Source organism: Thalassospira mesophila (genome assembly GCF_002115755.1).
GTDB classification, from domain to species: Bacteria; Pseudomonadota; Alphaproteobacteria; order Rhodospirillales; family Thalassospiraceae; genus Thalassospira; species Thalassospira mesophila.
The window spans coordinates 50980-77856 of sequence record NZ_JFKA01000009.1; the positions used below are offsets into that span (position 1 = coordinate 50980).

Genomic DNA, 26877 nt, shown 5'->3' on the forward strand with positions numbered 1-26877 from the left:
AATTAAAATTAAAATTAAAATTTTTTAGTGGCGTCACTTGAAAATGCGGGTAAATCAAAGGCATAATCGAAGCTAAGGGTTGGATGTAAATTACAAAGATTCAATCACAGAAAGACTTAGGGAACTGACGCGCTTAAATTGAGCGGTTGGCGTTGGGGACAACGTTTGAGGGGCCAGACGTTGAGTGAAGAACGAGAACATCACAATACCGGGGTCGGTAACGATCACTATGCACTTACGTCACCGCAAACGGCCATCTGGCTGGACCGGGACAAAGGAAATGATCCGGCACGATATAACATCTGCAATGTCATAAAGTTTGACGGCCCGCTTGACGTGAATGCGCTGCATCAGGCGATTGTCCGTACCGACCAGGAGAACGATGCTCTTCGTCTGCGGTTTATCAGCCGCAATGGTGAAATATCACAGTTTTTTGCTGCTGCTGTATTGCCAACCGATTTCAGCATCGTTGATTTACGTTTCGCTGGCAATATCGATGCCTCTGCGTGTGACGAGGTCGAACGGTTTCGGGCCCGACCGCTTGATCCTGACAATGGCATACATTGCCGACACCAGGTGTTACAACTGGGCGATAGCCAGTATTGGTGGGTTCGGGTTTATCACCACCTCGTATGTGATGGATATACCGGGCATTTAATGGCGGAGCGGGTTAGCGAAATATACAATGCCATAACGTCAGACATCGAGGTTCCTGCATCTGGCTTCAAACCCTATCGCGACTTCATTGCTTCAGACGCTGCCTATCCCGATAGCGCGGCATATGCGCGTGACCTTGCCTATTGGCAGGACCGTTTGGCACAGGATAATCCGGTAACACGTTTTTCGTCGCGCGCGCTTAGTGTCGTCACACGACAACTTCAGATGACCCAAGTCATCAGCCGAAAAAAACTGGCCGATATCCAGCGTGTCGCCAAACAAAGCGGCACATCTCAAACGTCTGTTGTCATGGCAACATTTGCCATTTTGCTGGCCGAAATCAGCGGCAATAAAAAGCCAACCATAACACTACCGCTTCTGAACCGGATCGGGCGCAACGAGCGCAATATGTTGGGCACGTTTTCCTGCGTTGTGCCATTTGACGTTGATCTTGACAAATACGACCGTTTCTCGGACCTGGCGAAAAACATTTTTACGCGCGTCCGGCGCGATGTACGCCATATTCGGTTAAGCCCGCTGCGCATGCGGGCGGCAAAGTTGGGCCATAAAAGCCTTTCGGGAAACGGTGCCTTTTTCAACGGTCTTGAGGCAGACACCCCGCTTGATTTTAAGGGCCTCGAAGCAAAACGCGTGACGAGTTATACCGGACCGGTCACCGATATTGGCCTGCTTTTTTTTACAGATTACATCTCCCCGGACCAACGCGATGGCGAATTTACCTGGCAATATGATGCAAATCGTATTGATAAGGAAACTGTTGGCAAAATCGCGACGCGGTTTCAGGGTCTGCTAGATGTTGTCATTGCCAATTTCGAATGTACCCCAAGTGCAATCATCACACCGCAACAAAGTCACCTCAATTTTCCGGGTTTGCACGATGACGCGCCGGACACCAATGCAACGCACCAACTTACATCTTGCATCTCCCCGGTTAAAACAGCATCGCCCGATGAACAGGAACTGGCAAAAGAAGTTAGCCGTGTCTGGCAGGAACTGATTCAAATCGACGCTATTGCGCCAAATGCCAATTTGTTTGAAATCGGGGCACATTCGTTACTGGTGCCGCGTGCGCAATATGCTTTTTCAAAACTTGCCGGTCGCGCAATTACATCGGTCGAGATTTTTGAATATCCGACAGTTGAAATGTTTGCCCGCCACGTGTTCGCCACACAAATAGCGGCCCCAATTCGCCCGGCTGATAACGGCATGGATGCCGCGCAAGAAAATCAGGAAATGTCTCCTTTTTCCCCGGCGACGCCCCGTCTTCTGGGATTTTCGGCCAACACGGCACCCGATTTGGAGCAAAAACTTTCCTTATATTACAGAAGTTTATATGGTATTGGTGATGTGTCAGATGTTGGTGATCTGACAAACGTATTATCTCGGCAGCCGCTTTGTCCGGTTCGGACAGCGATTATCGCGACGGACCGGGACACTGCCTGTCAGGCGTTGCGCGACCCCCATTCACCAATGCGTATTAACGGCGTCGCCTCGACCAATTCCCGACCTGTCATTCTGTTATTTCCGGGGCAAGGGTCGCAACGCCCGGGTATGGCACGCGCACTTTATGACGCCGACATTGTTTCTGCCGGTTTGATTGACCACGCCTGCAAGACTGTCGCCGCCCTTTCCGGGCCACAGGACCTGCGCGATCTTTTGCTGGCACCGGGCCACGGGGCGGACGGCGTCGAACGCCTTGCCGAAACCCAACGGGCACAACCCGCTTTGTTCATTTTTGAATATGCCCTGGCCGATTATCTGATGCGCCAGGGGGTGCAACCTGCGGCATTGGCCGGGCATAGTATTGGTGAATATGTGGCAGCCTGCCTGGCAGGGGTTATGTCATTTGACGATGCATTGCGGCTGGTGGTTATGCGCGGCCGCTTAATGCAAAAAACCGGTCCCGGTGCCATGTATGCCGTGTCGATGGCCGAAGAAGGTGTTGCCGATATTTTGGCGCTGTTCGGGCCGGACTTATCAATTGCCAGTGTGAATGGTCCGCGCCAGCATGTGATGGCGGGGTCGGTGTCCTGTATCGATAAACTTGAGAGTTATCTGCACGCACAGGGAAAGCCCGGCCGCCGTCTGGTTGTTTCCCATGCGTTCCATTCCGCGATGATGGACCCTATCCTGGGCGAATTTCGCAAAGTCGTTGAACAAACCACTCTTTGCGCACCTGAAATTCCGATGCAGTCCAATCTGTCCGGTCAGTGGCTTTCTGACGACGATGCGACAAACCCGGATTACTGGATAAGCCATTTACGTAACGCCGTCCGCTTTGCCGACAATATTAAAGGGATAATGGCAAAAGAACCCGATGCCCTGATGGTTGAATGTGGCGCGGGCACTACGGTAAGCAGGCTTGCCGCGGTTAACGGTGTCACGGCGGGCCACTGCATAAGCCTTCAACCCGCGCCAGATGCAAAAACAGATCAGATCGACAGCACCACCACGCCCCTTTTGCGCGCCCTTGCGAAAATCTGGGTCGCGGGAGGCAATATTGATTTTGCCCCCGGACACGACCTTGGCAAGGCAATCAATGGCGATGTATCGGGTGCCGGATCCAGTCAGGGGAACAACCGTATTGTTTCGTCCTTTGCAGCCCATCCGGCAATTGAAGGCCAATGGCTGGCCCGTCGCGACCTTCCGGTAAATGACAGCTACCATATTGTCACCAGCGTCCGTCTTCCCCGAAATACCGCATTTTCCGACCTTCAAGGGGCGCTTGAGCGGGTCATCGCCCGGCATGAAACGTTGCGATCAACCTTTGTCGAACGCGAAGGTGAACTGGTTCAGCGTGTGCACACACATATGACCATTCCGCTGCGGCGTCTCGACCATTTCGAGGACATTCGCAACGGGCTGTTCGACCTTGCAACCGGCCCGCTGGCCCGGTTCGGATATTTGGAACAGTCACAAACCCGTCCGCCTCTTCTGGCGATAGCAATTGATCATTTGTGTTTTGACGGGCTGTCGGTTGCGCTTCTGGAAAAGGAAATCACAACAGAACTTTCTGGCAGTGAACCGTCTGTAACCGTTAGTGCTCGCAAACTTGCCGAACAGGCCCGTCAGGATATCGGGGGTAAGCGGGGCAAACATGCCCAGGCGTTTTGGCAGGATCGGGCTGAACAATTACTTGCACCGCAATTGTCAACCGACCCGCTTGCTGACAACGAAGGACAGGGTAAACGTCTGTTCTTGCGGCTCACAGCACAGCAGGCAGATGCGCTTGCAACACTGACACAATATCGCAAAGGTGCCACTCAAACCGCTCTTTGGACGGCCCTTGCCATTGCGGTCATCGCCCGACACAAGGAAAACGGATCTGCCGTTTTAGCGCTTCCGTTCGGGGGGCGCGTGGATCAGGATGCCAGGCAGTCTATGGGCTGTTTTGCCAATGTTCTGCCGCTTGCCATCACACCCGATATGGCGTGCGGCCTTGACGATCTGGTTCACAAGGTTGCCCGGGAAATCCTGTCGGTTATGGACGTCCAGGACTATCCCCTGTCATATCTGACCCGGGACCTTTCGCGGATGGCGCAAGGTCCCGTAGGCTTGCCGTTTGATGCCGTCAGTATCATCGAAATCAACGAAGACATTCACGATATTGATGATGTTGATTTTGGCGCGGGCAAATTCCCTTTGATGATCGCATTTGTACAATGCGGGGCAGGGGCGCATCTGGCAATTGAATATCACACGTCATTCTATGGCCCGGCATGGATCGAGAGTTTCGCCGATCGTTTTATGACACTGATTTGCACATGGTCAGAAAACCCGAGCCAACCACTGGGCCGGGTCGAATTTTTACCCGCCGTCGAAAAACAGCACCTTTTAACGGCGCTAAACGATACCGGATCGGATTATCCGCGTGATTGCGGTCTGGGTGAATTGCTGTCGCATCGAACCAATGATCCGCATTTTGCCGGTCATATTGCCCTTGATGATGGCAGCAAGACCATAACCTATCGCGAATTGGGCGCGCGTCTTGCCGTCATTTCCCAACAGCTTGATGACATCGGCGTGATGCCGGGTGACATTGTTGGTCTGGCAGCCGAGCGTGGAATAGACAGCATTACGATGTTGCTGGCAATTGCATGGCATGGTGCTGCCTATCTGCCAATTGACAAATCATTGCCCGCCGGGGCCGTTGGCGGCCTTATGTCCGAATGCGGCGCGCAAACCCTGCTATGTGATACACGCGAATATAACCGCTTGCAGGAACTTGAAAAAACCTTCCGGATCAACCAGTTGCCAAACGGCGCACCGAATGGAAAAGCTACCCAAAGGCAGGCTTGTGTCCGCGCAGGAAGCGATCTGGCCTATGTGATGTTTACCTCGGGGTCAACGGGGAAACCCAAGGGTGTGATGGTTCCAAACCGTGCGGTTGTGCGGCTGGTTGCAAACAATAAAGCGCTGCCTTTTAATGAAGATGATGTGGTGGCGCAGGCGGCATCGCTTGGCTTTGATGCCGCAACGCTGGAAATCTGGGCGGCTGTTTTAAATGGCGGGCGGCTGTGTATCATCAACAATGATGCGCTGTTTGACCCCGAAGCCTTGCAACAAGCGGTCGCCAAAGGTGGCATTTCAACGATGTGGGTAACGGCCAGCCTGTTTAACCGTATCGCAGATGAGGCACCGGGAACTTTTGCGTCATTAACCAGACTGTTAAGTGGCGGCGAAACCCTAAGTCCGGTGCATTTGCGCAAGGTAAGAACGGCTTGCCCGAACCTGATCCTGATGAACGGATATGGTCCGACTGAAAATACCACATTCACCTGTCTTCATACGATTACGGATCACGACATTACATCGGCGGCCATTCCAATCGGCACACCAATTGGCAACACCCGCGTTTATATCCTCGATGCAAGGGGCGAAATTGCGCCGATCAATTGCTGGGGCGAACTTCATGCCGCAGGTGACGGTTTGGCGCGGGGCTATACCGGCGCACCAGAACGCACAGGAAAGGCCTTTATCCAGGTCGCTGCACTTGGAAGTGAACGGCTATATAAAACCGGTGACCGGGCGCGCTGGCGCGCTGATGGCGTAATTGAATTTGGCGGTCGCAATGATGGCCAAATTAAAATTCGCGGCCATCGGATCGAACTTGGCGCAATTGAACAGGGGCTTGTTGCCCTGGATGATATTCGCAATGCCTGCGTGCTCCCGGTTGGCACAGGTGCTGATGCCGTTCTGGGGGCGGCAATTGCTGCTGATAATGACGAACGCGAGACATGGACTGCGATGCTTGCCGGTCATTTGCCGGCTTACATGGTTCCGGAACGTATTGTAGTTCTTGATCACTTGCCTGTTACTGCGAACGGGAAGGTGGATCGTCGCAAACTGCGCGAAATCCTTTCGGCCGCACCGATCCAACACGATATTCAAGCAATATCGGTTGACGCTGCGGAACAATTTATCATTCGGCAGTTCAAAACCCTGTTTGGTGCCCGCGGAATCACACCGGGATCAGATTTTTTCGCACTTGGCGGACATAGCCTGATTGCGATGCGGCTTGCGGGGCTTATTGAAGAAGAAACCGGCTTCCGTCCAAAATTACAGGATATTTTTAGCGCCCGTACGGTGGCAAATCTTGCCCAACTGGTGGCAAAAGGCCAGGGCGCACCGGCAGAAATTGCGCTGTCGCGTGTTCAGGGAAATACCTTTCCTTTGTCTAGCGGGCAGGCCCGGTTGTGGGTTTTGCAACGGATGCAGCCGGATCTGGCTGTTTATTCGGTTCCTGCCACGCTTGAAATTAACGGCGCCATTGATATCAGTGCCTTGCAGCACGCTCTTACTGCTCTGGAAGAACGGCAACATGCCTTGCGCCTGCGTTTCCGGGTTGATCCCGATCATATTGACGGGGTTAGCCAGTATCTTGCGCCAAGTGGCGGCTGGAAATTGCGCTTGCATAATATGGACGCAGAAACCGCCCGCTATTTTGTCGCGCAGGAAACATTACGACCATTCGATCTTGATAACGCACCCATGGCGCGTGCCGACCTGATCACACTGGCCCCCGATCGCCACTGGTTAATGATTTCATTGCATCATGCCATTTGCGATGGCTGGTCGATGCCAACTCTTTTGCGCGAACTTTCGACTTTTTATAAAACCGCAACCGGGGCAACGGCCCCGGCATTACCCGGTCTGAAACGGCATTACGAAGATTTTGCCAACTGGCAGAAGCTTCATTTAACAAGCAATGCGGGCATAGCGGCAATTGCGCGCTGGAAAAACCGGTTGCTTCCCTTGCCCGAACCGTTGAACCTGCCAACCGACCATACACGACCGGCCGAACGGCGCTTTGATGGTGATTTTCTTGATTTTGAAATCGACGCCGATACTGCAACGCTGGTTGCCAGGGCAGCGGATCATCATGGAACCACCGCCTTTAATATTCTAACCGCCCTGGTGCAGGTGCTGCTTTACCGCCATTGCGACCAGACCGATATCTCGCTTGGGATGTTAACAGCAGGGCGCGAGCATGGTGCGCTCGATGACGTGATCGGTTTTTTTGTCAATACAGTGCCGTTGCGGCAAAACCTTGATCCACAAGCATCCTTTGCGACACATCTTGCCCAAACCTGTAAAACCGTCATGGATGCACAGTCTGATCAGGCGATACCCTTTGAAACCATCGTCAATGCGGTGAAAACGCCGCGCGATTTGTCGCGCAATCCGCTTTTTGATGTGCTGGTTGCATGGCAGGACGCGCTGCCTGAAATGGGACAATTTGGCAATGCCGAACTTTCCCTTGTTGAAAGCCGGTTCCCCTATGCCAAATTTGATCTTGGCTTTTATTTCTGGCGCAAAAACGGTGCGCTATGTGGTCAGGTTGAATTTGATACAGCCCTTTTTGATCGCGCCACCATCCACGCTTTTGTCGCCCGGTTAAATATCCTGTGCCGGGATGCGCTAGCATCAGAAAACAACACGCCCATTGCCCGTCTTGCTGTGATGCCCGATGCCGAACGGGTGCTGATTGACCAGTTTAACACAACCAGACGAAATTTTGCGGTCGAGCGCAGCATTCCGGCCCCGTTCCTTGATCAGGTTCACAAAACACCAACGGCCAGTGCTGTCATCGATGATGGCGAAGAATTAACCTATGTCCGGTTTGCCCGTCGCGCAGCCGGAATTGCAGCCCGCTTGCAGGCCGCATCGGTCGGGCCTGGCGATGTTGTTGGCATTGCCGTGCGCCGGTCGGTCAATATGCTTGCCGCAATTTACGGTACGCTTTTGGCGGGTGCAGCCTACAGTCCGCTTGATCCCGATCATCCCGCACAACGTCGCCAGCATATGCTCGAAGACCTGGGCGCCGCAGCAACCGTGGTGACAACAACAGATTGTGCCGAACTGTTTGCCGGTCATAAAACCGTGCTGATTGACGGTTGCGAAGAGGCCGATTTACCCGAACTTGCAACCGGGCCGGATGATCTGGCCTATGTGCTGTTTACATCCGGGTCAACTGGCCGCCCCAAAGGTGTTGAAATTGCCCATCGGGGCGTGCTGAACCGCATATTGTGGATGCAGGATGCGTTCCCGATTGGTCCCAAAGACGTTATTTTGCAAAAAACGCCGATTACGTTTGATGTTTCCGTCTGGGAACTGTTCTGGTGGTCATGGACCGGGGCAAAGGTCGTTCTGCCAACCCCCGGTGCCGAGCGCGACCCGCAGCAAATCGCCGATGCGATTTGTCAGCACCAGGTCACGACCATACATTTCGTGCCATCAATGTTAGCGACGTTCTTGTTCGCCGTCGAAAGCGGCATGGTGGATATCAACAAACTGTCCAGCCTGAAAAGGGTCTTTGCCAGTGGTGAAGCACTCGATTCTGCAACAGTGCGGCGTTTTAACGCGCTTTTATATGCCCGCTTTGGCACCGAACTGCACAATCTATATGGTCCGACCGAGGCCACAGTTGATGTAACATGGCAGGCCTGTTCGCCCCATGAAACCGGAGCTGTCGTGCCCATTGGCAAACCGATTGCCAACACCACAGTTCAAATCCTTGATCCGGAAATGAAAGCTCTGCCAATTGGTGTGACCGGCGAAATCATTCTGGGTGGCGTCCAAATTGCGCGCGGCTATCGTAATCGTCCTGAACTAAGTGCAGAAAAATTCCCGACAGACCCCAAAAACCCGGGCGATCGCTTGTATCGCACCGGTGATCTTGGCCGCTGGCGCCGGGATGGAACGGTTGAATATCTGGGCCGTATTGACCATCAAGTCAAAATTCGTGGTTTCCGTATTGAATGCGGCGAAGTCGAAATCGCGCTTGAAAGCCACCCACTGGTTGAACGCGCACCGGTCAAGGCCGTAAAGGTCGGCGAACTTGATGAATTACATGCCTTTATTCTAGGGTCGAATGATCTGACTGTATCTGATCTGCGCGACCATTTACGCCAGCACCTCCCCGAATACATGATTCCCGCGCGCTTTTTCACCATCAATCATTTGCCACAAACCAGCAGCGGCAAGGTTGACCGCAAGGCCTTGTCGGGGCTGCCCATGACCATGGCAAAAAGGCCCCCTGGTAGCCAAAAAACTGTCGAAACGGTAGTTTCCGGAAATGCGTCACAGCTTGATGATCTTGAAACGCAGTTGTGCGCGATGTGGCAGGAAGTTTTGCCGGGTATTATCCCGATGCGCGATGACGGTTTTTTTGAACTTGGCGGAAACTCGTTACTGCTTTTGCGGCTGTTTGAAAAAATAGATGCGATTTGGCCCGGCAAGATGAGTATCGCTGATCTGTTTGCCAATCCGTCCATCGCCCGTCAGGCCGAACATCTGCTCGGTCAGGCTGTGACTGTGGCTGTGACACCAGCAGGAACTACACGAAATTTTGCCAATAACGAACCAATCGCCGTTATCGGCATGGGCATACGAATTGCCGGTGCCGATGACTTTGACTGTTTCTGGCAGGATATTGCCGCAGGTAAGGACCTTGTCCGTCCGTTACCCGCTTTGCGTGACGCAGAAACGCGCGACCTTCTTGCCGTGATGGGACGACCGGTTCCTCACAAGTTCCGCGAAGCGGCTTATCTCGATGATATCTTTGAATTTGATACGGTCCGGTTCCGGATGGCCCCGGTTGATGCGGGCTTGTTAGACCCCGAACAACGGTTGTTTATGGAAACAGCCCTAACGGCAATAGAAGACGCCGGATATGGTGGCAACGCCCTGCGTGGCCAAAAAGTAGGTGTTTTTGCCGGCGGCGGTGCAAACCCGGTTTGGCGGGTTGCGATGGAACATCTTCCGCCAGACAAGGCCGAACAGGCGTTTGCCCTGAATGTGCCGTCCAATATCGTCACACGATTGTCTTTCGTAAAGGACTGGCACGGGCCTGCCCATGTCATTGATACCGCCTGTTCATCGTCCCTGGTGGCAATTCATCATGCCTGTCAAAACCTGCGCGACGGGTCATGTTCCATCGCAATTGCCGGTGGGGCAAAATTGCTGCCATGCCCGCCAGATGCGACGCAAGGGTTCACCATCGATTCATCAACCGCCCGCACGCGCGCCTTCGATGAAAATGCCGATGGCACCGGCATGGGCGAAGGCAGTGTAATTTTCGTTCTCAAACCAATGAGTGCGGCCTTACAGGACGGCGACAACATTCATGCTGTTATTCGCGGCAGTGCCGTTAATCAGGATGGCACATCAAGCGGGGCCGCAGCCCCCAATCCGGCCATGCAAGCCGATGTCATCGGCCAGGCTGCACTGGCCGCCGATATCGACCTTGCCAGCCTGTCTTATTTCGAAGCCCATGGCACGGGAACCGCACTGGGTGACCCGATTGAAATTGATGGTCTTACCCGTGCCTTTGCCGGGACAGACCCGGCGGGTGATCCGGCCTTCATCGGGTCGGGCAAAGGGAACTATGGTCATCTTGACGGCGCGGCTGGCGCTCTTGGTCTTGCCCGGGCCATTATGGTTCTGCAGCATGATCAGGCACCGCCGCAGCCGTTCTTTCATGCCCCGAACAAAAAGATCAATTTTCTCCGCGCCCCTGTTCGGGTCAGTAACGGCCTTGCAAAGCTGCCAGACCGTAATACACCGCGCCGGGCCGGGGTCAGTTCGTTCGGGTTAAGCGGCATCAACGCCCATATCATCATCGAGGCTGCACCTGCCGCGCCGAAGATACAAAACACCGAAGACACCACCAAAGATTGTTTTATCGTTGCCATATCCGCAGGTAACCCGGACACGTTGCAGGCTTATGGCCGCAATCTGTTGCACAAAATCGCGCACAACCCCGAACTGGCTGTGCGCGATATTGCCTTCACCCTTGCCCTTGGTCGCGATGCCTTGAAACACCGCTTTGCGGTGGCGGTTAACAGCCGCGAAGAATTGCTCGGTCATCTCGAACAATTTGTTCATGGCCATTCGCCGTCAACCGCAATCGCAAGTGCAAGTGCAAGTGCAAGTGCAAGTGTGATCAATACCGGGACGGTGGACGCAGTTGTTTTTAACGAGGTAGATGCCCAATCCGCCATCGCCAAATATCTGGCCGGAGCTTTGCTGTCGTGGCCGGTTAATTATCGGGCGCAGCGCATTTCCTTGCCACCATCGCCGTTTGTCAAAAAAATCTGTAAACCGGAATTTGCTGTCAAACCCGCAACCACCAAGTCCGTTTTTCAGGGGGCGATTGAAACCGCAACTGCGCACAGTTTCGCGATTAACATCCAAGATCCTGCATTCTGGCCAGTAAACGAACATAAATTGAACGGTCAGCCAACACTGGTTGGTATGGCTGTTCCCGCCCTGATTGCGCAGGCCGTAATTGAATTGGGCAAAAATGCCGGGCCTGTTAAAATTACTGCATTAAGCTGGCACCACGCCCTGGTCGCCGGGGCAATACCCGATGGCAAGGTAACATTGTCGCTTGGTAATGACGGGCGGGCAGAATTGGGCGGGCGGTTGAAAAACGGCCAATGGCGTGTTTTTGCCAGTGCGGATTGGCAGCAAACCGAAATACTGCAAAATGCCGATATCCTGTCGCAGGATCTGATCACCGCCAAAGCCACAGTTCCGGTTCAACTTGCGGCATTTACCGGCCAGTTCGGGGCGATTTCGATCAGTTCGCGCTGGGATTGTATTGTTTCAATGTCTTGCGACAGCGCCAGAACAACCGCCATCCGCCATCTTCGTTTGCAGCCAGATTACCACGCAGATCTGCAAAGCTGGCTGTTCCATCCCGCACTTGCCGATGCCGCGTGCAGCATGGCCCTAGGCGAAGGGGAAGGCGGGCTTTTACCCATCGGGATTGACCAGATAACGGTATATGGTGGCACAAGTTCGGAAGTTGTTGCTTGTGGCGAATTGCAACCGTCCGGCAGTTTTGATGTGACACTGTTTGATGCCAAAACCGGGCAGGCGGTGCTTGCGGTTAAAGGTATTCGTTTTGGAAAGTTACGGCACGCATCTGATAAAAAGAGTGTCGAACTTTTAAAAACATGCTGGACGCCCGCAGCTTTTACCGCACGGGCCCTTTCTCACGATTGCCTTTTCATCACCGATGGTGATTTTTGGTCATTGCCCGAAAATTGCCGGTGCATTCACCCCGACACACTTTCCAGTTCCGTGTTCACCGGGGTGTCTCAGACGGTTTTGGCACTTTCCCCGGGGACAGACGCCGTACGTCGCACAGCCGGTGTATTGCGCAATATTCTTCGATCCGTCAGCGGCAAACTAAGGTTGGTTGTGCTCGGACACGGCGCTTTTGCAACCGGCGATGATGTCGCCATCGACCCGGATCAAACCGCCGCCGCTGCCATTGTTCTGGCCGTTGCACACGAAGAACCTCGACTTTCCATTTGTTATGCCGACATAGCACCAGACGCTGTTTCGAAATATGTCGCACCGGAACTGGCAACGGAACCAGCCCGTGACCCGATTGCTGTTTATCGCAATAACCAGCGTTATATACGCAATTTGCAATCACTTGATACCGGTGACATGTCCGGCACCCCGACATGGCCCGATCACGGGGTTTGTGTGGTAACGGGCGGTACAGGCGGGTTTGGTTTGGCCCTCGCCGGGGAAATGGCGGCAGGTGGCAAGGTTGCGCTGGCATTTGTCGGGCGCCGGGCCGAACATGACCTTGACGAAGATACGAAAAAACAGATCCGGTCGCTACGTCATGACGGCATCGAAATTACGGTATTTTCCTGTGATGTCGCCGATGATCGATCGCTTGATGTCACACTTGCAACGATCAGGGCAACACTGGGGCCGATTACGGCCGTCGCACATGCAGCCGGTATTGCCGACGGCGGTTTTCTGGCTGTGCGTGATATGGCAGGCTTTGAAAATGCGCTTTTGGCAAAAATTGCCGGCGTCCGTAACCTTGATCGTTTGACGCTTAACGACCCGGTGCAGGCCTTTGTCCTGTTTGGCAGCCTGACGGCAATGACCGGTGCCGCCGGGCAGTCCGCCTATTGTGCCGCAAACGGATTTTTAGACGGCTTTGCCATATACAGGCGCCAGCAGGGGCGCCCGGCCACAGTCATCGACTGGTGTACGCTGGCTGAGCAGGGCATGGCAGCGCGCAACAATGTGGCCCTGCAAGCCGGAGCATGGATTACGCCAGCAGAAGCCCGAACAATCTGGCGCAGCGCCCTGTCGTGCCATCAGACACAGATTACCATCCTTGATCCGAAAGTGGTGAATGCCGCAAAACCGCAAAATCCTGCGCAAACTGTAAAATCGCTTTCGGAAAAACCCCCGATTGGTCCGGCACCCGATGGCACATCGCTTGTTGCCGCAATCTGGGCCGAAACCCTTGGTTATGAAACCGTCGACAGTCACGATGACTTTTTCGCTCTTGGCGGTGATTCCATTACGGGCATGCAAATCATTGACCGGATCAATACCGAATTTGATTTGTCCCTTAGCATTTCCGATCTTTTTTCGGCATCATCTGTTGCGGCTATTTCCGGTTTGGCGGGCATTAATACCCCGGCGAAAAGCACTGTTTCCGATCCGGATGCAACGCAAGCGCCGGTTAAAACAGATCCGATAAGCAAAATAAGCCGGATCTGGGCCGAAACACTTGGCTATGACGTGGTTGAACCGGGCGAGAATTTTTATGCGCTGGGCGGGGATTCCATCACCGGGATGCAGATCGTTGACCGAATTTCGCGCGAGTTGGGTTATCAGCTTAACCTGACCGATCTGTTTGAAAATGCCACCATTGCCAGCCTTGGCGAAAAACTGTTCGATGGTTCATCTGACCTGCACGCATATCACGCCATGGAAAAACTGCCTGTTAGCGTGTTTCATGAAGCGCCGGCAGCCTTTACGCACCGGGCAATCGTAACTATCGGCACGCAAGACCCCCGGCACGCACCAGCTGCTAAAAAATTCCCGGTCGCACCGGAACAGCTATCTGTTCTGAATGCAGCGCAAAAGGGAAACATGGGGACGGCATTTAATTTGCCGCACGTATTTTTGCTTGATGACACGATAAACCTTGATCAATTGCGTCATGCCATTCGGCAACTGGTTTTGCGTCATGAAATCCTGCGCACCCGGATATTAACCAGCGGCGACACCTGGGAAATGGAGGTCATGGAACCAGACCAGGTCCTGCCTGATTTGGTTCCCATCAGGATTGATAGCCCCCTTGAAAATGCACTCGACGGGCTTGTAACGCCTTTTGATATTGAAGACGGGCTTCCCGTTCGCTGGAAATTCCTGCTTGATCAGGCAGGGCAAACAGCATTGTTCTTTGATATTCATCATGTGCTGGCCGATGGCTTTACAACCGAACGTCTGTTTTCAGATTTATTTGAACTGTATCGCGGTCAAATCCTTCCTCCGTTGAAATACCAGCTAAGCGATTACGCATGGTGGAGCCATCAGGACGGTAATCAGACGCAATTAAACGAGGCCAAAGAATACTGGCAATCGATCTATCAGGGGGCGTTGCCAACAATCAATCTTCCCGCTGACCGTCGCAGGCCTGCCTATCACACCTTCAAGGGTGAAATTACCACATTCGAAATTGATCCCGAATTGCTGAGCGATGCCCGCAAGTTTGCAGCTAGGCAGCGGGTAACCATGTTTACCCTGATTCTTTCGACATGGTTTGCCGTTTTGTCCCGGTTGGCTGAAACAGATGATCTGGTTATCAGTGTTCCAGTAGACTCGCGCGACGCAACGGGTTTCCGCGATGTGCCCGGCATGATGGTTTCACTATTGCCACTGCGCATGCAAATTGACGACGGCGAAACAGTGAAAAGCCTGCTCGCCAAAATGCAGACCCGGCATGTGGAATCCATGCGCCACCGGGCCTATTTCCTCGATAAATTGCTTGATGATTTATCCCCTCCGGCGGCCCCTGATCGCACATTATTATCTGAAATATCATTGTCTTATATGAACTATCAGGCATCGCCGGCGCACGATAACGCGCATATCCGTCCGCTTGGTTTGATGCGCCATCATTGTAAAAACGATCTTGCGATCTTTATCCGCGATCTCCCCGACAGCATGTCGGTTTCATTTGATTATTATGCCGATTTGTTTGACCGCTCCCGGATGGAAGACCTGGGCCGGATCTTCACGACCAGTTTGCGCCGCTTAATCCACGACGATGCGCAACAACTTGCCCGAATGGACCTGTTGCCCACAGATCAGGCGGCAAACATAAAAGCATGGGAAAACGGCCCCGATATTATTGTGCCGCAAAACCGGGGGCTGTATTCCCTGTTTGCACAACAGGCAACCACATCCCCCGACCGCTGTGCCGTGCGCGATGCAACCGGCACCTGGACCTATGCGCAATTGATGTCGCGGGCAGGGGAGATCGCCCACCATCTTGAAACGTCCGGTATCAAACAAGGCGACCTCGTCGCACTGCATATCGAACGTGGCCGCGAGGCGATTGCATCTATATTGGGTATTGCGGCCTTGGGCGCGGGTTATGTCCCGCTCGATTCTGCTTATCCAGCGGACCGCAACCGGTTTATCCTCGCCGATAGTGCCGCCCGGCTCGTTCTTGTCGATGATATTGGCAAAGATTCTCTGGGCGATTTGGCCGGCCTGGCCGCAAAAATTTGTCCTGTCGCGGACATTTCCGGCAGTGATGCTTCATTCACAGCCCCTGATCTGAACAATACCGATCAAAGCCCGGCCTACCTGATGTATACGTCGGGCTCAACTGGCAAACCCAAAGGTGTGCTGATTGAACAAAGGGCTGTCATCGGGCTTGTTGCGGGGGCGGACTACGTAAATGTTGCGCCCGGCGATGTCATTGCGCAGGCCGGACCTTTGGCATTTGATGCCGCAACCTTTGAAATCTGGGTAACCCTTTTACACGGCGGCCAAATTGCGGTCATTGACCGCAATACATTGCTTGACCCGGCCTTGTTTGGCACGGCGTTGACCACAATGGCCGTGACCACAATGTTCATGAGTGTGGGCCTGTTTAACCGCCAGACAGATTACAATGCCAAAAGCCTGGCAGGGTTGAAAAACCTGATGATTGGCGGCGACAATATTAGCAAATCGCATGTTCGCAAATGTTTGGAAATGTGCCCCGATACGCGGCTCTTTAACGTATATGGCCCGACAGAAAGCACAACATTTGCTGCTGTCTGCCCCATCGTTTTGGCCGACCTTCGCGATGATACCGATTTTACCGTCATTGGACGGCCGATCGCCCATACCCGAACCGTTATTTACGATCCACAAGGCGTGCGCACGCCGGTCGGCGTCTGGGGCGAATTATGGATCGGTGGCAACAGACTGGCGCGGGAATATTGGTGCCAGCCCGCCTTAACAGCCGAAAAATTTGTCGCCGATCCTGACAGGGCAGGGGGGCGTTTTTATCGTACCGGCGATTTTGCCCGCTGGACCCGGGATGGCCGGATCGAATTTGGCGGACGTCGGGACAACCAGATCAAGCTGCGCGGCTTCCGGATTGAACTTGATGAAATCGAACAGCAATTACAAACAGCGCCATTCGTTCGAAATGCCGTGGCTCTGTTCAACCCCAATGGTTTAAACGGCGGTGAAATTATTGCCTGTGTTCAACAGATCGCAGGTAATAACGCAGACAATGCCAGCATGGTCATTTCCAAATTGCAACGCTGGGTTGGCACCCGTTTACCCGGGTACATGGTCCCGACCCGGTGGCATTTGATAACCGATATTCCGATTACGGCCAACGGCAAGGTTGATCGCAAGATCCTGCTCGAACAGGTTCGCACGCAATCCCCGGCCGCACTGCCCGGACTTGATGTCGATGCCGTGCTGTCCCCCGCCGAGCAAATTATCGCCGATATTTTTAGCGATGTCTTCCAGGTGCCAGTTCAGGACCGTAACGTTGGCTTTGCCGCCCTTGGCGGTCACAGTTTGATGGCAATCCGGATTGTAAATCGCATCGCTGATCGCACCGGAAACCGGTTTAGTATGGCAGACTTTTTTGCCAATCCGACGATTGCAGCTTTGGCCCGCCACCTAAATGATATGAAAAACCCGGACGGTGACATAAAGGAACGTGGCATCCCAACCGCCCCGAAAATGGACCATTACCCGGTTAGCCACGCGCAAAAACGGCTTTATCTGCTGTCGCGCATGGATGGCAATAGCGGTGCTTACGGCATGTTGTTTGTGTTGCGCTGTAACGGCACGTTGCGTGGCGATATCTTGCAACAGGCACTGATGTTGTTGACAAAACGCCACGAAACATTACGAACAGAATTTCAAGAACATGACGGCATTATCACACAAAGAATTCACCCGGTTACGGCACCAATCGTCAAAACCAGTGATGTTTCCAGTCACGCAAGCCCGGCCCGCGAGGCACTTCGCCTGACCCGGGAAGAAGCCGCAAACCCCGTCACCCTTGACTGCCCCCCGTTAATCCGGGCGCATGTCATTACAGTTGCAACCAACGAACAACTGCTGGTCCTTGGCACACATCATATTGTCGGCGATGGCTGGTCGTCGCGTGTCGTCTTGCAGGAACTCGGGGTATTATATCAGGCCGCCTTGCACGAAAAGACCGCCGATCTGGTGCCGCTTCCGATCAGCTACAAGGATTTCGCCTTTTGGCAAACCGGGCAGGAATGGTCGGATGCCGCCGCTTACTGGCAGGAAAAACTAACTGGCGCACCTGATCACATTAAATTACCAACGGATCGCAAAGCACCCGAGGTGCAATCCTATCGCGGTGCGCACGCCCATCTGGAAATTGAACCCGACGTGTTGCGCGGTTTGCACAAACTTGCCGAAACCCGCAAGACAACGCTGTCGGCTGTTGGTCTGGCCCTGTTTTCGGCGGTGCTTTACCGCCTGACACGCCAAAAAGACATGGTCATCGGCATGGGTGTCGCCGGGCGCGAACGCACCGAAACCGAAGGTTTAATCGGCTTCTTTGTCAATGTGTTACCGATCCGGGTTCAGCTTGATGAAACAACCGAACTAACCTCCCTGATCACAGAGCTGCATGGCAATATCGTTGCGGCGCTGGACCGGCAGGATTATCCGTTTGACGAACTGGTCCGCGCGGTTGCGCCCAAACGTCATTCCAACAGGCAGCCCCTGATCAATGTTGTCTTCGAATATCAACGGTTCGGCGATCTTCCCGGCAACGATCAAACGGCGGGTCTGCCGCTTCTTGCTGCCGGGCAGGCGGGTATTTTGCCGACCAACCTCGATGCCTTTGTCGATAACACAACGGCAAAGCACGATCTTATTCTCTTTCTGGCAGAAGAAGCCGATCAGGCGCGCTTCACACTGGAATATGACACCGATTTGTTTGACGCAGAAACCATGCAGCGCTGGCTTGCCTTCCTTGGTAAATTTGCCAGCGCCGCAGCGCAGGATATCTAAAGGGACTTCTCAATGAAAATCGCCGATTTTGACTTCGATTTTGACAATATCGATACGTCCCGGGAAATGGATGCAAGTGCGCCAGATGCAACGACTGGCAGTATTACCGAACGGTTTTCCGCCATTGCCCGCCTTTGTCCTGATCGGGTCGCCATCGCCGACGAAGATGCAACCCTGACCTATGATGCACTTGACCGCGATAGCAGCCGGCTTGCACAGTTTATCTGCAATCTGGGTTTGGATAAAACGCAGCCCGTCGGTGTCATGACCGGACGGAACCGCCATTATATTATTGCCATTCTTGGTGTCTTGAAGGCAGGCCACGCCTTTGTCCCGCTGGACCCAAATGTGCCCTTGCGCCGCCGCGTTGCAATGGTCCAAAATGCCGCACCGGCACTGGTTATTTCTGATGGCGCACATGTCGGCGATTTGCATCAGTTACAATGGCGCTGCCTCTGTTTGACACATATTCTGTGTCTTGATCACGGCGATATTGATGCCATATCGGAAACCCCCGGATCGTTGATGTCCGTTGAGCTGTGGGACCACCTGGCAGGGGATGACGCCGATAACGTTTTGGCGGGCGGCTGGAAAAGTGCCTTTACCGGAATGCCGATTGCCCAAAACGCAATGGATGCGTTTGGCGAAAACGCCCGTGCCAAAATTCAAAATCTTGTGCCCGAAGATGCACGTGTTCTTGAAATCGGCTGTGCCTCGGGCTTCACCATGAAGCATGTTGCGCCGGTCGTCGGGCGTTATGTTGCAACCGATCTGTCACGTCGCAACGTCGAACGCACAGAAGCACTGGCGATCGGGGCCGGAATGACCCACGTCATGAGCCGCCAGCTTGCCGCACACGATATCGATGTTTACGAGCCCGGATCGTTCGATCTGATCATCCTCAACAGTGTCATCGAAAACTTTCCCGGTTTTGGATACCTGCGGCAGGTTCTTGCCAAGGCGGCTCGGCTTTTGGCACCAAATGGCTCGATTTATCTCGGCAATGTCTGGGATGCAGAGCGGCGCGACGACTACCTTGCCGATCTGGCGGCGTTTGCACGCGACAATGCCGGCAAAGGGTACACCACACGTCTTGATTTTCTCGAAGATCTTTTTGTGCCCGAGGCGTTCCTTAATGACTGGGCGGCAGAACAGGGCGGCTTCAGGGTACAGCGATCGGCCATTAATGCACCGGGGTTTGATCCTGCCCCCTACACCTTCGATTTTGTGCTGACACCAGACAGCCGTGTCGAACCCGTGGGCGGCCAAAGACAGCGTTATGATGCCACGCATATCGTAAGCGCCGCCGATACCCTGTCATCTTCGCCTGCGATCAACACCACCGATATCGCCTACATCCTGTTTACCAGCGGCACCACCGGCACCCCCAAAGGGGTCATGATCGAACACGGGTCCGTGGTCAATCTCGCCCAATCGGTATTGGACACCCAGCTTGAACTTATTGGCGCGGACAACCCCCAATCTGCGCTCAATCTTAGTTGTGTTGCCCCATTTGCTTTTGATGGATCAATTGTTCAAATTTTCGCCGCCATCCTGAACGGTCACAGCGTTCATATTCCCGGCTTTGAAACACGAACCGACCCCGAAGCACTGCACCGTTTTATCGTTGAACATTGCATAGATCAGTTTGACACCACCCCAAGCCTGTTTTTCCTGATGCTTGATTACTGGCAGGAAAATCATCTGCACTGTCATGCCCGGATGGTCGTTCTTGGTGGCGAAGTGGTTTCAGACGATCTGGTCGAACGTTTTTTTGCTTTCCCCGAACATGGCAATTGTAAACTGGTCAATGCCTATGGTCCGACAGAATGCTGTGTGTCTGCCGCGCAGTACATAATGACAGCGCACAATTATCGTCAAATCCTGCCGCCGCCGATTGGCAAAGCCATTAACGGTGTGGCCATCGCCATTTGTGATGATCAGGGCCGAACACTCCCCGATGGGGTGCCTGGCGAACTTCGCATTGGCGGTGCCGGTGTGGCAAAGGGTTATCTTAACGACATTAACCAGACAAACTCAAAATTCGTTACCCAGGCTGATGGGTCCCGATGGTATTGCAGTGGTGATATCGCCCGGCGCCGCAGTGACGGCGAGATCATTTTTGTTGGCCGCGAAGACGGACAGGTTAAAGTGCGGGGGAACCGGCTTGAATTGGGCGAAGTCGAAAATGCACTGGCCCGTCATCCGCTGGTGCGGCGGGCGACGGTGCTTGTTCACAATGGCAAAAATAGCCAAAGTACCGATATTATTGCTTATCTGATAACCGATGCCGGGTTTGATGCCGTTTCCTGCCGTGCACAACTTGAACAAATCTTGCCCGCCTATATGGTTCCGGGCCACCTGATTTGTGTAGACGACATACCGTTAACAGCCAACGGCAAGACCGATATTTCAAAATTGCCTGCCCCTCACGACACATCGGCATCACGCCACGTCGGTCCGGCCAAGCCACTGTCAAATGCGCTGGAATGTACTGTCGCCAGCTTGATGGCCGATGTGCTCGATTGTGCAATTGATAATGCCGATGCCGACTTCTTCGACCATGGCGGCCACAGCGTCCTTGCTGTTCAGTTTTTGTCAAAAATCAACCGTGCGACAGATGTCAAAATACCGCTCAGCGATCTGTTTAGTTGCTCCAGCGTGGCGAAACTCGCCGCCCGGATAACTGAACGCCAACAAACACAAAACGCCAAAAGCCCGCTTGTGGCGGTGCATGCCGATGGATCAGCTGTTCCCATGGTCTGCTTTCACCCTGTTGGCGGCAATATTCTTTGTTATCAAACGCTGGCGCGTGAACTGGGCCCGCAGCAACCTGTTTACATGGTAGAAGCTCAAGGTCTTGAAGAAGGGCAAAACCTGTATCCGACAGTCGAGGAAATGGTTGCGGCTTACATGCCCCATATTCGCAAAGCACTGCCGCAAGGGCCTGTTCATCTTACCGGCTGGAGCTTTGGCGGGCTTCTTGCTTTCGAAGCCGCTTATCGATTGCAACAAAACGGGATTGACGTTCGCAGCGTCACCTTGCTTGATGCGGTAGCCATCCCGGATTCCGTCCGGGAACTTTTACGCAAGGACGAAGCCGATTATTTTGCCGACATGTTTTCCGAACTGGGAATACTCGAAGCAGATCAGTTGCGTGTCATGACACCGGAACAAAGAATCGATTACCTGCTGGAACAGGGAAAGGATTCTCATCTGTTACCGCAAAATGCGGATCGTGATGTTATTCGCCGTTTGCTTGCGGTATTCCAAAACAATGCCATCGCCGCGATCCACTATGTGCCCCCGAAACTTGCCGATATTGATGTGTTGCTGGTGCGCCCAACAACAGCAAGCCGGGCGGCACCAGGTATCGATGGCGATCCCTATAGCGGCTGGAAACAATTCGTTGGCGATAAAGTAGTGCTAAAATGGGTGCCAGGAACGCACGGCTCCATGATGATGGCTCCCGATATTATCGAGGTCGCCTCATGTATTCGCAGCCATATTGCGGAAAATAAATAACGGTTATCGGGCAGGGCAGGGGCAGAGACGCACCCTGCCTTTTCTCCGCTTGTTTGTTATCGGTGCTGATCGGAATTATGACCAGTTAAAATCCGGACTGTGCAAAAAAACGGTTTCGCCCGGCAAAGTTATGCCCAACCAGCCTTTGACCCCGTGCCAGACAAGGCTGCGGTATTGGGAAAAGTTTTCGTAAAACACCACAAAAACGCCGTCCTGCAAGGTGATTGATGATGGTGTATACACCGATAACGGCGTCATCAATCCTGTTGTCAGGGTTTTGGCCAGGCTTTCGCGTGCGACCCACATCAAGGCGGCGGCATCACGGTCATCAAGCTTTAATTCTTCAAGCACGTTTCTTTCCCGGCGCGACAAACCTGCCAGCACCGGCCCGATATCGGCAGGTGACGGCAAATCAACATCGATCCCCATCGGGTGTGCGCGATGAAATACCAACGCTGCGGCATAGTGATCGGAGTGGGAAATGGACACACCCAATTGATGAATTTCCGGATGGGTGCTTGTCAGGATGGGCTGATCAAAAACGCCGTTTTCAATCTGTATTTGTTGCGGCTCAAGATCGTCGCAATGTGCCCTGACAGCCAGTTTCCCCGCCAGTCGGCCGTGCGCAAAACTTTGCCGGCGTTTGGCATGTTCAAAAGTATGCAGCCGCGCAATTTCGTTTTTATGGAAAAGCGCTGAAATCATCTCGTCGGCCGTTTGTGCTGTCAGATGATCCAGATCGATTATAACTAACGTTGCTCGCAAGATATCATCTGACGCAAAACTTCCGCCGTCTTTAGGGCGTACAAGTGCCAGAGAATGAATTCTCACTGCTTGCGGATTGCTCATTTTGTTATTCTGCGTCAATTGTGAAATGGCGTCATCGGATGCATAAAAAAAGAATGCCCAAAGCGTGCTTTGGGCATTCAAAATCCGGGTCGCCAGCTTTGGCAAAAATCAGGCTTTTGCGGTGGCGGCATTACCAGTTGTTTTAGCTGAAGCCGTCTTGGTCTCGCCCTTAACGAAGTCGGTCGCTTTACGTTTGCCTTCGGCAAATTCGTTTTTGAAGCGGTCCTTCATTTCTTCTGCGTTGAAATCACTGGTGGTGCCACCACGGGCAAAATGCCATGCGAAAACACGCCCAAGTGCATAGGTGCAAGCTGCGGCAAAGGATGGCATGGCGATCAGACCAAAAACCGTCCCAACAACAGGGACACGACGCATCAGTTTTGTGGCCGCAAGACCAACGCCACTTGCAGGAAGAACAGTTGCAACAAGCGTTGCTACAGCACTTTTAATTGTGTTTTCCGAGAAAGGAATACCATAAACATCACACAGTTTTGCGATCATACGCAGCTGGATGGTGCTGCTGGCGGCCATTTCAAAGAAAGGTATCGGAACAAGTCCACCGACCGCAGCATAGGCGCTGTGGCGATGAATGCAGTCACGGGACAAAGCACGAATCTCGTCCGTTTCTGCTACTGCTACTGTAACTTCATCAGTTTCTTCGACAGTCTCTGCTTCGCTCATAATCGCCTCTTTACAAGTGCCTGTGGGTCAGTGGGCTAAATAATTATAAATAAGATATCTTTAGCACTTTACTCCAACTTTTCTGTGACCGCAACGCGTAGAAGTTATTATTCCGACAGATTGTTTTTTCGCTGCGCGTGGTGATATTTTCTCTAATATATCAAAACCGGCATTTTTAACGGTCGAGAATATTGGCAATGATGGAAAGCAAAGCATTATCGTGCATATTTATAAAAAAATGTCCGCCGTCAAAAAGATGCGTTTTAACTGGCCCGGTTGTTGCTTCGCGCCAGCCTTCGAGTTCTTCTGGTATCGGGCTGCTATCTGACATGCCACCGAAAACAGTAATCGCGGATGTCAGTTTTTGCTGGTCCCCCGAAAATGTTGTTTCCGCCAGTTTGAAATCAGCCCGCAACGACGGCTCAAGCAAAGATTTGAATTCTGCGCTCTCAAGAATTTCCTGCGGCGTCCCGCCATATCGGCCAATTTCATCCCACAACGCCTCAGACGAAAGGGAATGCACAGGCGAACGTCGCAACGGTATGTTTGGCCCACGCAAGGCTGCGATAAATAAATGGTCAGGGCTCGGGTGTCCGTCCCCGGCCAATCGGCACGCCAGATGGTGGGCAATCATCCCCCCCATCGAATAACCAAAAAATGCAAACGGCCTGTCAAGCAACGGCAAAATAGCATCCGCAAGGGCAGGGATCATACCGGCAATATTATCAATGGCCGGTTCGGCTGTTCTTTGCTCGCGGCCAGGAAGGCAAATTGGAATAACATCAATTTCGACAGGCAGTTTTGCCTTCCACGACCGATAAAACGATGCCCCGCCACCCGCACATGGAAAACAGAACAGGCGTGTATGCGCATCCGCGTGTCGTGCCGTTTGCGCCAGCCATGCAGACTTTATCATCTCAGACGATCTCATTATCCAATGGGCCACTTATGATCTGGCTTGATTCCAGGTGACGTGACACCCAACAGATATCAGGCCGGACGATATCAATTTCCGGTATTTTTACCGGCATCGGACGTGCCGGTTTGTCTTTCGCCATCCGGCCCCATGACTTCGGCAGCAGATGTACCATTTGGCGATATTGTACCTTTTTGCGAACGGCTTGCTGCGCCGTTTGGCATGCCATCAACCGCGCCTGCCGGGCCTTCTGTCTCGGTGAAGCCAGGTGATATTGCACTTTGCGGTGCAACATCGGCCATCCGCGCATTAAGTTGCTGCCCGGATGGCAGGGTGTTGGCCGTATCGCCGCTCAGCTCTGCCGATTTATCACCCTTTTCTGCGCGCTCGTCGGCGGGCCTGTCGCTATTGATGTTACTGTCGGCGGTATTCAGGATCACAGGCAAACCATCCCGACCACCAATGATAATGGTTTTGCTGTTTTTCGATGTTGCCAGCGCCATGGTGGCTTCGATCCCGCGCAGGCGCAGATATTCCGGCGTGATTGTCTTGGCAACAATATCCTGAAATTCGCGAATACCTTCAGCTTCGATTTTTTTCCGTTGTTTTTCTTTTTCTTCACGCGCCAAACGAAAATCATATTCCAGCATGACCTGGTATTGTTCGGCCTTGCGCTCGATCGCGGCCGCGATCCGGGGCGGCAATGTTACCGAGCGAATAAGAACATCTTCGACGCTCACCAGTTTGCCCCGGAAACTTTGATTAACCAGCGACGATCCCAGTTGGTTCACCATGCGTTCAAGGATTTCCGCCTGAATAAAGGCGCGAGTTTCGGTATAAAGCTGTTCGGGCGTATAACGCGAAATCAGTTCCCGCGCATGTGATCCAATTTCCGGATAGACCAACACCTCGGGGTAACGCGGGCCAACCAGTTTATGCAAGATACCGGCATTGTCGCGGTTGATACGATACCGCACGGCAATGTCGACCTTCATCGACAGGCCATTCGACGAAATTGTGTCATAGACGCGCGACTGGTTTTGCAGCCGGGCATCATAAAGATACATTTCATCCCACGGGAAGATCATATGAATGCCTTCACCATAGGTCCGGTCCGTAACTGTGCCGCCAAAAAACCGATACCACAGCACCCCGACATGACCAGAGGGAACCGTAATAAAGATTTGCGGTGCCAGAGCAATCAAACCAATAACGATAAACAGCAACGAAACCAGAATAGTGGTCCGGTGCCGGCGCAACCACAGGGCCAGCCAGTCGAGTGGTCTGTTAAGGGCAGCACGAAGGCCAGGTTTGCGGTGCGGCGTGTCGTCATTCACCCCGGGAGATGCAGTTGCCGTGTCGGCGCTATCAACCATTAAATGTCTCGTTCAAAGCAGAAAATGCCAGTAGCTGCGACTGCATACTATTCGACGTCATATTCTTTGATTTTCCTGCGTACTTCGCGCGACGGACGCGCAACAATTTGCACAAGAAAATCACCGATCGGGGTGATTAATAAAGCAACGATAAAATGCCCCACAAAGCCGAACGCTGTATTGCGCCCCAGCATGCCGCATATAGCGGCCGCAATCACGTAAAGAATGAGAACGACGAACTGCATTTTTGCTTCCCCTATGGATCCGGTATTTCGCCCCGATATTCCGGTATCACGTTTTCCGGTCATGCCCGGATTGTTATTAGTTAGTCAGTCAGATCAGGCAGCAACTTTTTGCCGCGTCACAAATTCCTTGCCTTCCGCAAATTTTTCGCGGAAATGCTGTTCAGTCTTTCCAGGGTCAAATGACAGGATGGTCCCCCCCGCCGAAAAATGCTGCTGAAAAATCTTGCCCAGCGCATAGGTTGTCGCACCGTTAAAAACCGGCAAGGTCAGCACCATCAGTCCATACCCCACGACGGGCACCGCTTTTGCCATGCTTCCAAAAACACCAGTTGCAATCAGTGATTTACCCAACACACCACTGCCCAGGCTACAAATAAGGGCGGCAATCGCCGATTTGCCGCTATTCCGATCAAACGGCACGTCGTATATATCGCTCAGTTCTGCCAGCATCTTAAGCTGCACAGCAACAATTGCGACATTGTCGAGCACGGGTATCGGAATAAAACTGCCCCCGACAGCCCACATCGTGTTGCGGCGCACAACAGCACCTGCTGCGCGATGTTGCTTTCTCTGTTTTAATTCCGCGTGTTTTTCAGCACTCATGACGGGAAGCTCTCCGATCGCAGCAGGGAGTTAAACCATACCGGCTAAGTACCGGCACTGCAAACCTTATCAAGTCAAGATAGTGACTTGAAACTTTTTTAGGGTGAATGCTTGACGGCAGCTGGGACACAGGCAAACATGCAGACGGGGA

8 protein-coding genes are annotated in these 26877 nt (G+C 53.1%); 2 read left to right on the top strand and 6 right to left on the bottom strand.

Annotated features, from left to right (window positions below; genetic code table 11):
• Positions 1-180: 180 nt before the first annotated feature.
• Together TMES_RS16845 and TMES_RS16850 are read left to right on the top strand one after the other, a co-directional pair.
• Positions 181-18531, top strand: a complete 18351-nt coding sequence (locus TMES_RS16845) for a non-ribosomal peptide synthetase/type I polyketide synthase (RefSeq protein ID WP_158091263.1) — start codon at positions 181-183, stop codon at positions 18529-18531.
• 12 nt (positions 18532-18543) lie between these two features.
• Entirely contained in the window at positions 18544-22056 is a 3513-nt protein-coding gene (locus TMES_RS16850) for an AMP-binding protein (protein WP_085584690.1), read from the top strand.
• A gap of 75 nt (positions 22057-22131) precedes the next feature.
• Here the strand turns inward: TMES_RS16850 and TMES_RS16855 are convergent, their stop codons facing one another.
• The 6 genes from TMES_RS16855 to TMES_RS16880 all read right to left on the bottom strand — a co-directional run bounded on the left by TMES_RS16855 (position 22132) and on the right by TMES_RS16880 (position 26726).
• Positions 22132-22761: a 4'-phosphopantetheinyl transferase family protein gene (locus TMES_RS16855; protein WP_143589699.1), complete on the bottom strand. Its 630-nt coding sequence runs from the start codon at positions 22759-22761 to the stop codon at positions 22132-22134.
• 252 nt (positions 22762-23013) lie between these two features.
• Positions 23014-23586, bottom strand: coding sequence for a YcjF family protein (locus TMES_RS16860; RefSeq protein WP_085584694.1), 573 nt, complete (start codon positions 23584-23586; stop codon positions 23014-23016).
• Positions 23587-23761: 175 nt separating this feature from the next.
• The gene (locus TMES_RS16865) at positions 23762-24502 is read right to left on the bottom strand and encodes a thioesterase II family protein (RefSeq protein ID WP_158091264.1); all 741 of its coding nucleotides are present in this window, start codon (positions 24500-24502) and stop codon (positions 23762-23764) included.
• An 89-nt stretch (positions 24503-24591) separates the two neighbouring features.
• Positions 24592-25878, bottom strand: coding sequence for a prohibitin family protein (locus TMES_RS16870; protein WP_085584698.1), 1287 nt, complete (start codon positions 25876-25878; stop codon positions 24592-24594).
• Positions 25879-25925: 47 nt separating this feature from the next.
• Entirely contained in the window at positions 25926-26186 is a 261-nt protein-coding gene (locus TMES_RS16875; protein ID WP_245835496.1) for a hypothetical protein, read from the bottom strand.
• A 30-nt stretch (positions 26187-26216) separates the two neighbouring features.
• Positions 26217-26726, bottom strand: a complete 510-nt coding sequence (locus TMES_RS16880; RefSeq protein ID WP_085584702.1) for a YcjF family protein — start codon at positions 26724-26726, stop codon at positions 26217-26219.
• Between the last annotated feature and the right edge of the window lie 151 nt (positions 26727-26877).

Coding starts and splice junctions, on each gene's coding strand:
- TMES_RS16850 (WP_085584690.1), top strand. CDS start 18,544: ATGAAAATCGCCGATTTTGACTTCGATTTTGACAATATCGATACGTCC.
- TMES_RS16855 (WP_143589699.1), bottom strand. CDS start 22,761: ATGATTTCAGCGCTTTTCCATAAAAACGAAATTGCGCGGCTGCATACT.
- TMES_RS16860 (WP_085584694.1), bottom strand. CDS start 23,586: ATGAGCGAAGCAGAGACTGTCGAAGAAACTGATGAAGTTACAGTAGCA.
- TMES_RS16865 (WP_158091264.1), bottom strand. CDS start 24,502: ATGATAAAGTCTGCATGGCTGGCGCAAACGGCACGACACGCGGATGCG.
- TMES_RS16870 (WP_085584698.1), bottom strand. CDS start 25,878: ATGGTTGATAGCGCCGACACGGCAACTGCATCTCCCGGGGTGAATGAC.
- TMES_RS16875 (WP_245835496.1), bottom strand. CDS start 26,186: ATGACCGGAAAACGTGATACCGGAATATCGGGGCGAAATACCGGATCC.
- TMES_RS16880 (WP_085584702.1), bottom strand. CDS start 26,726: ATGAGTGCTGAAAAACACGCGGAATTAAAACAGAGAAAGCAACATCGC.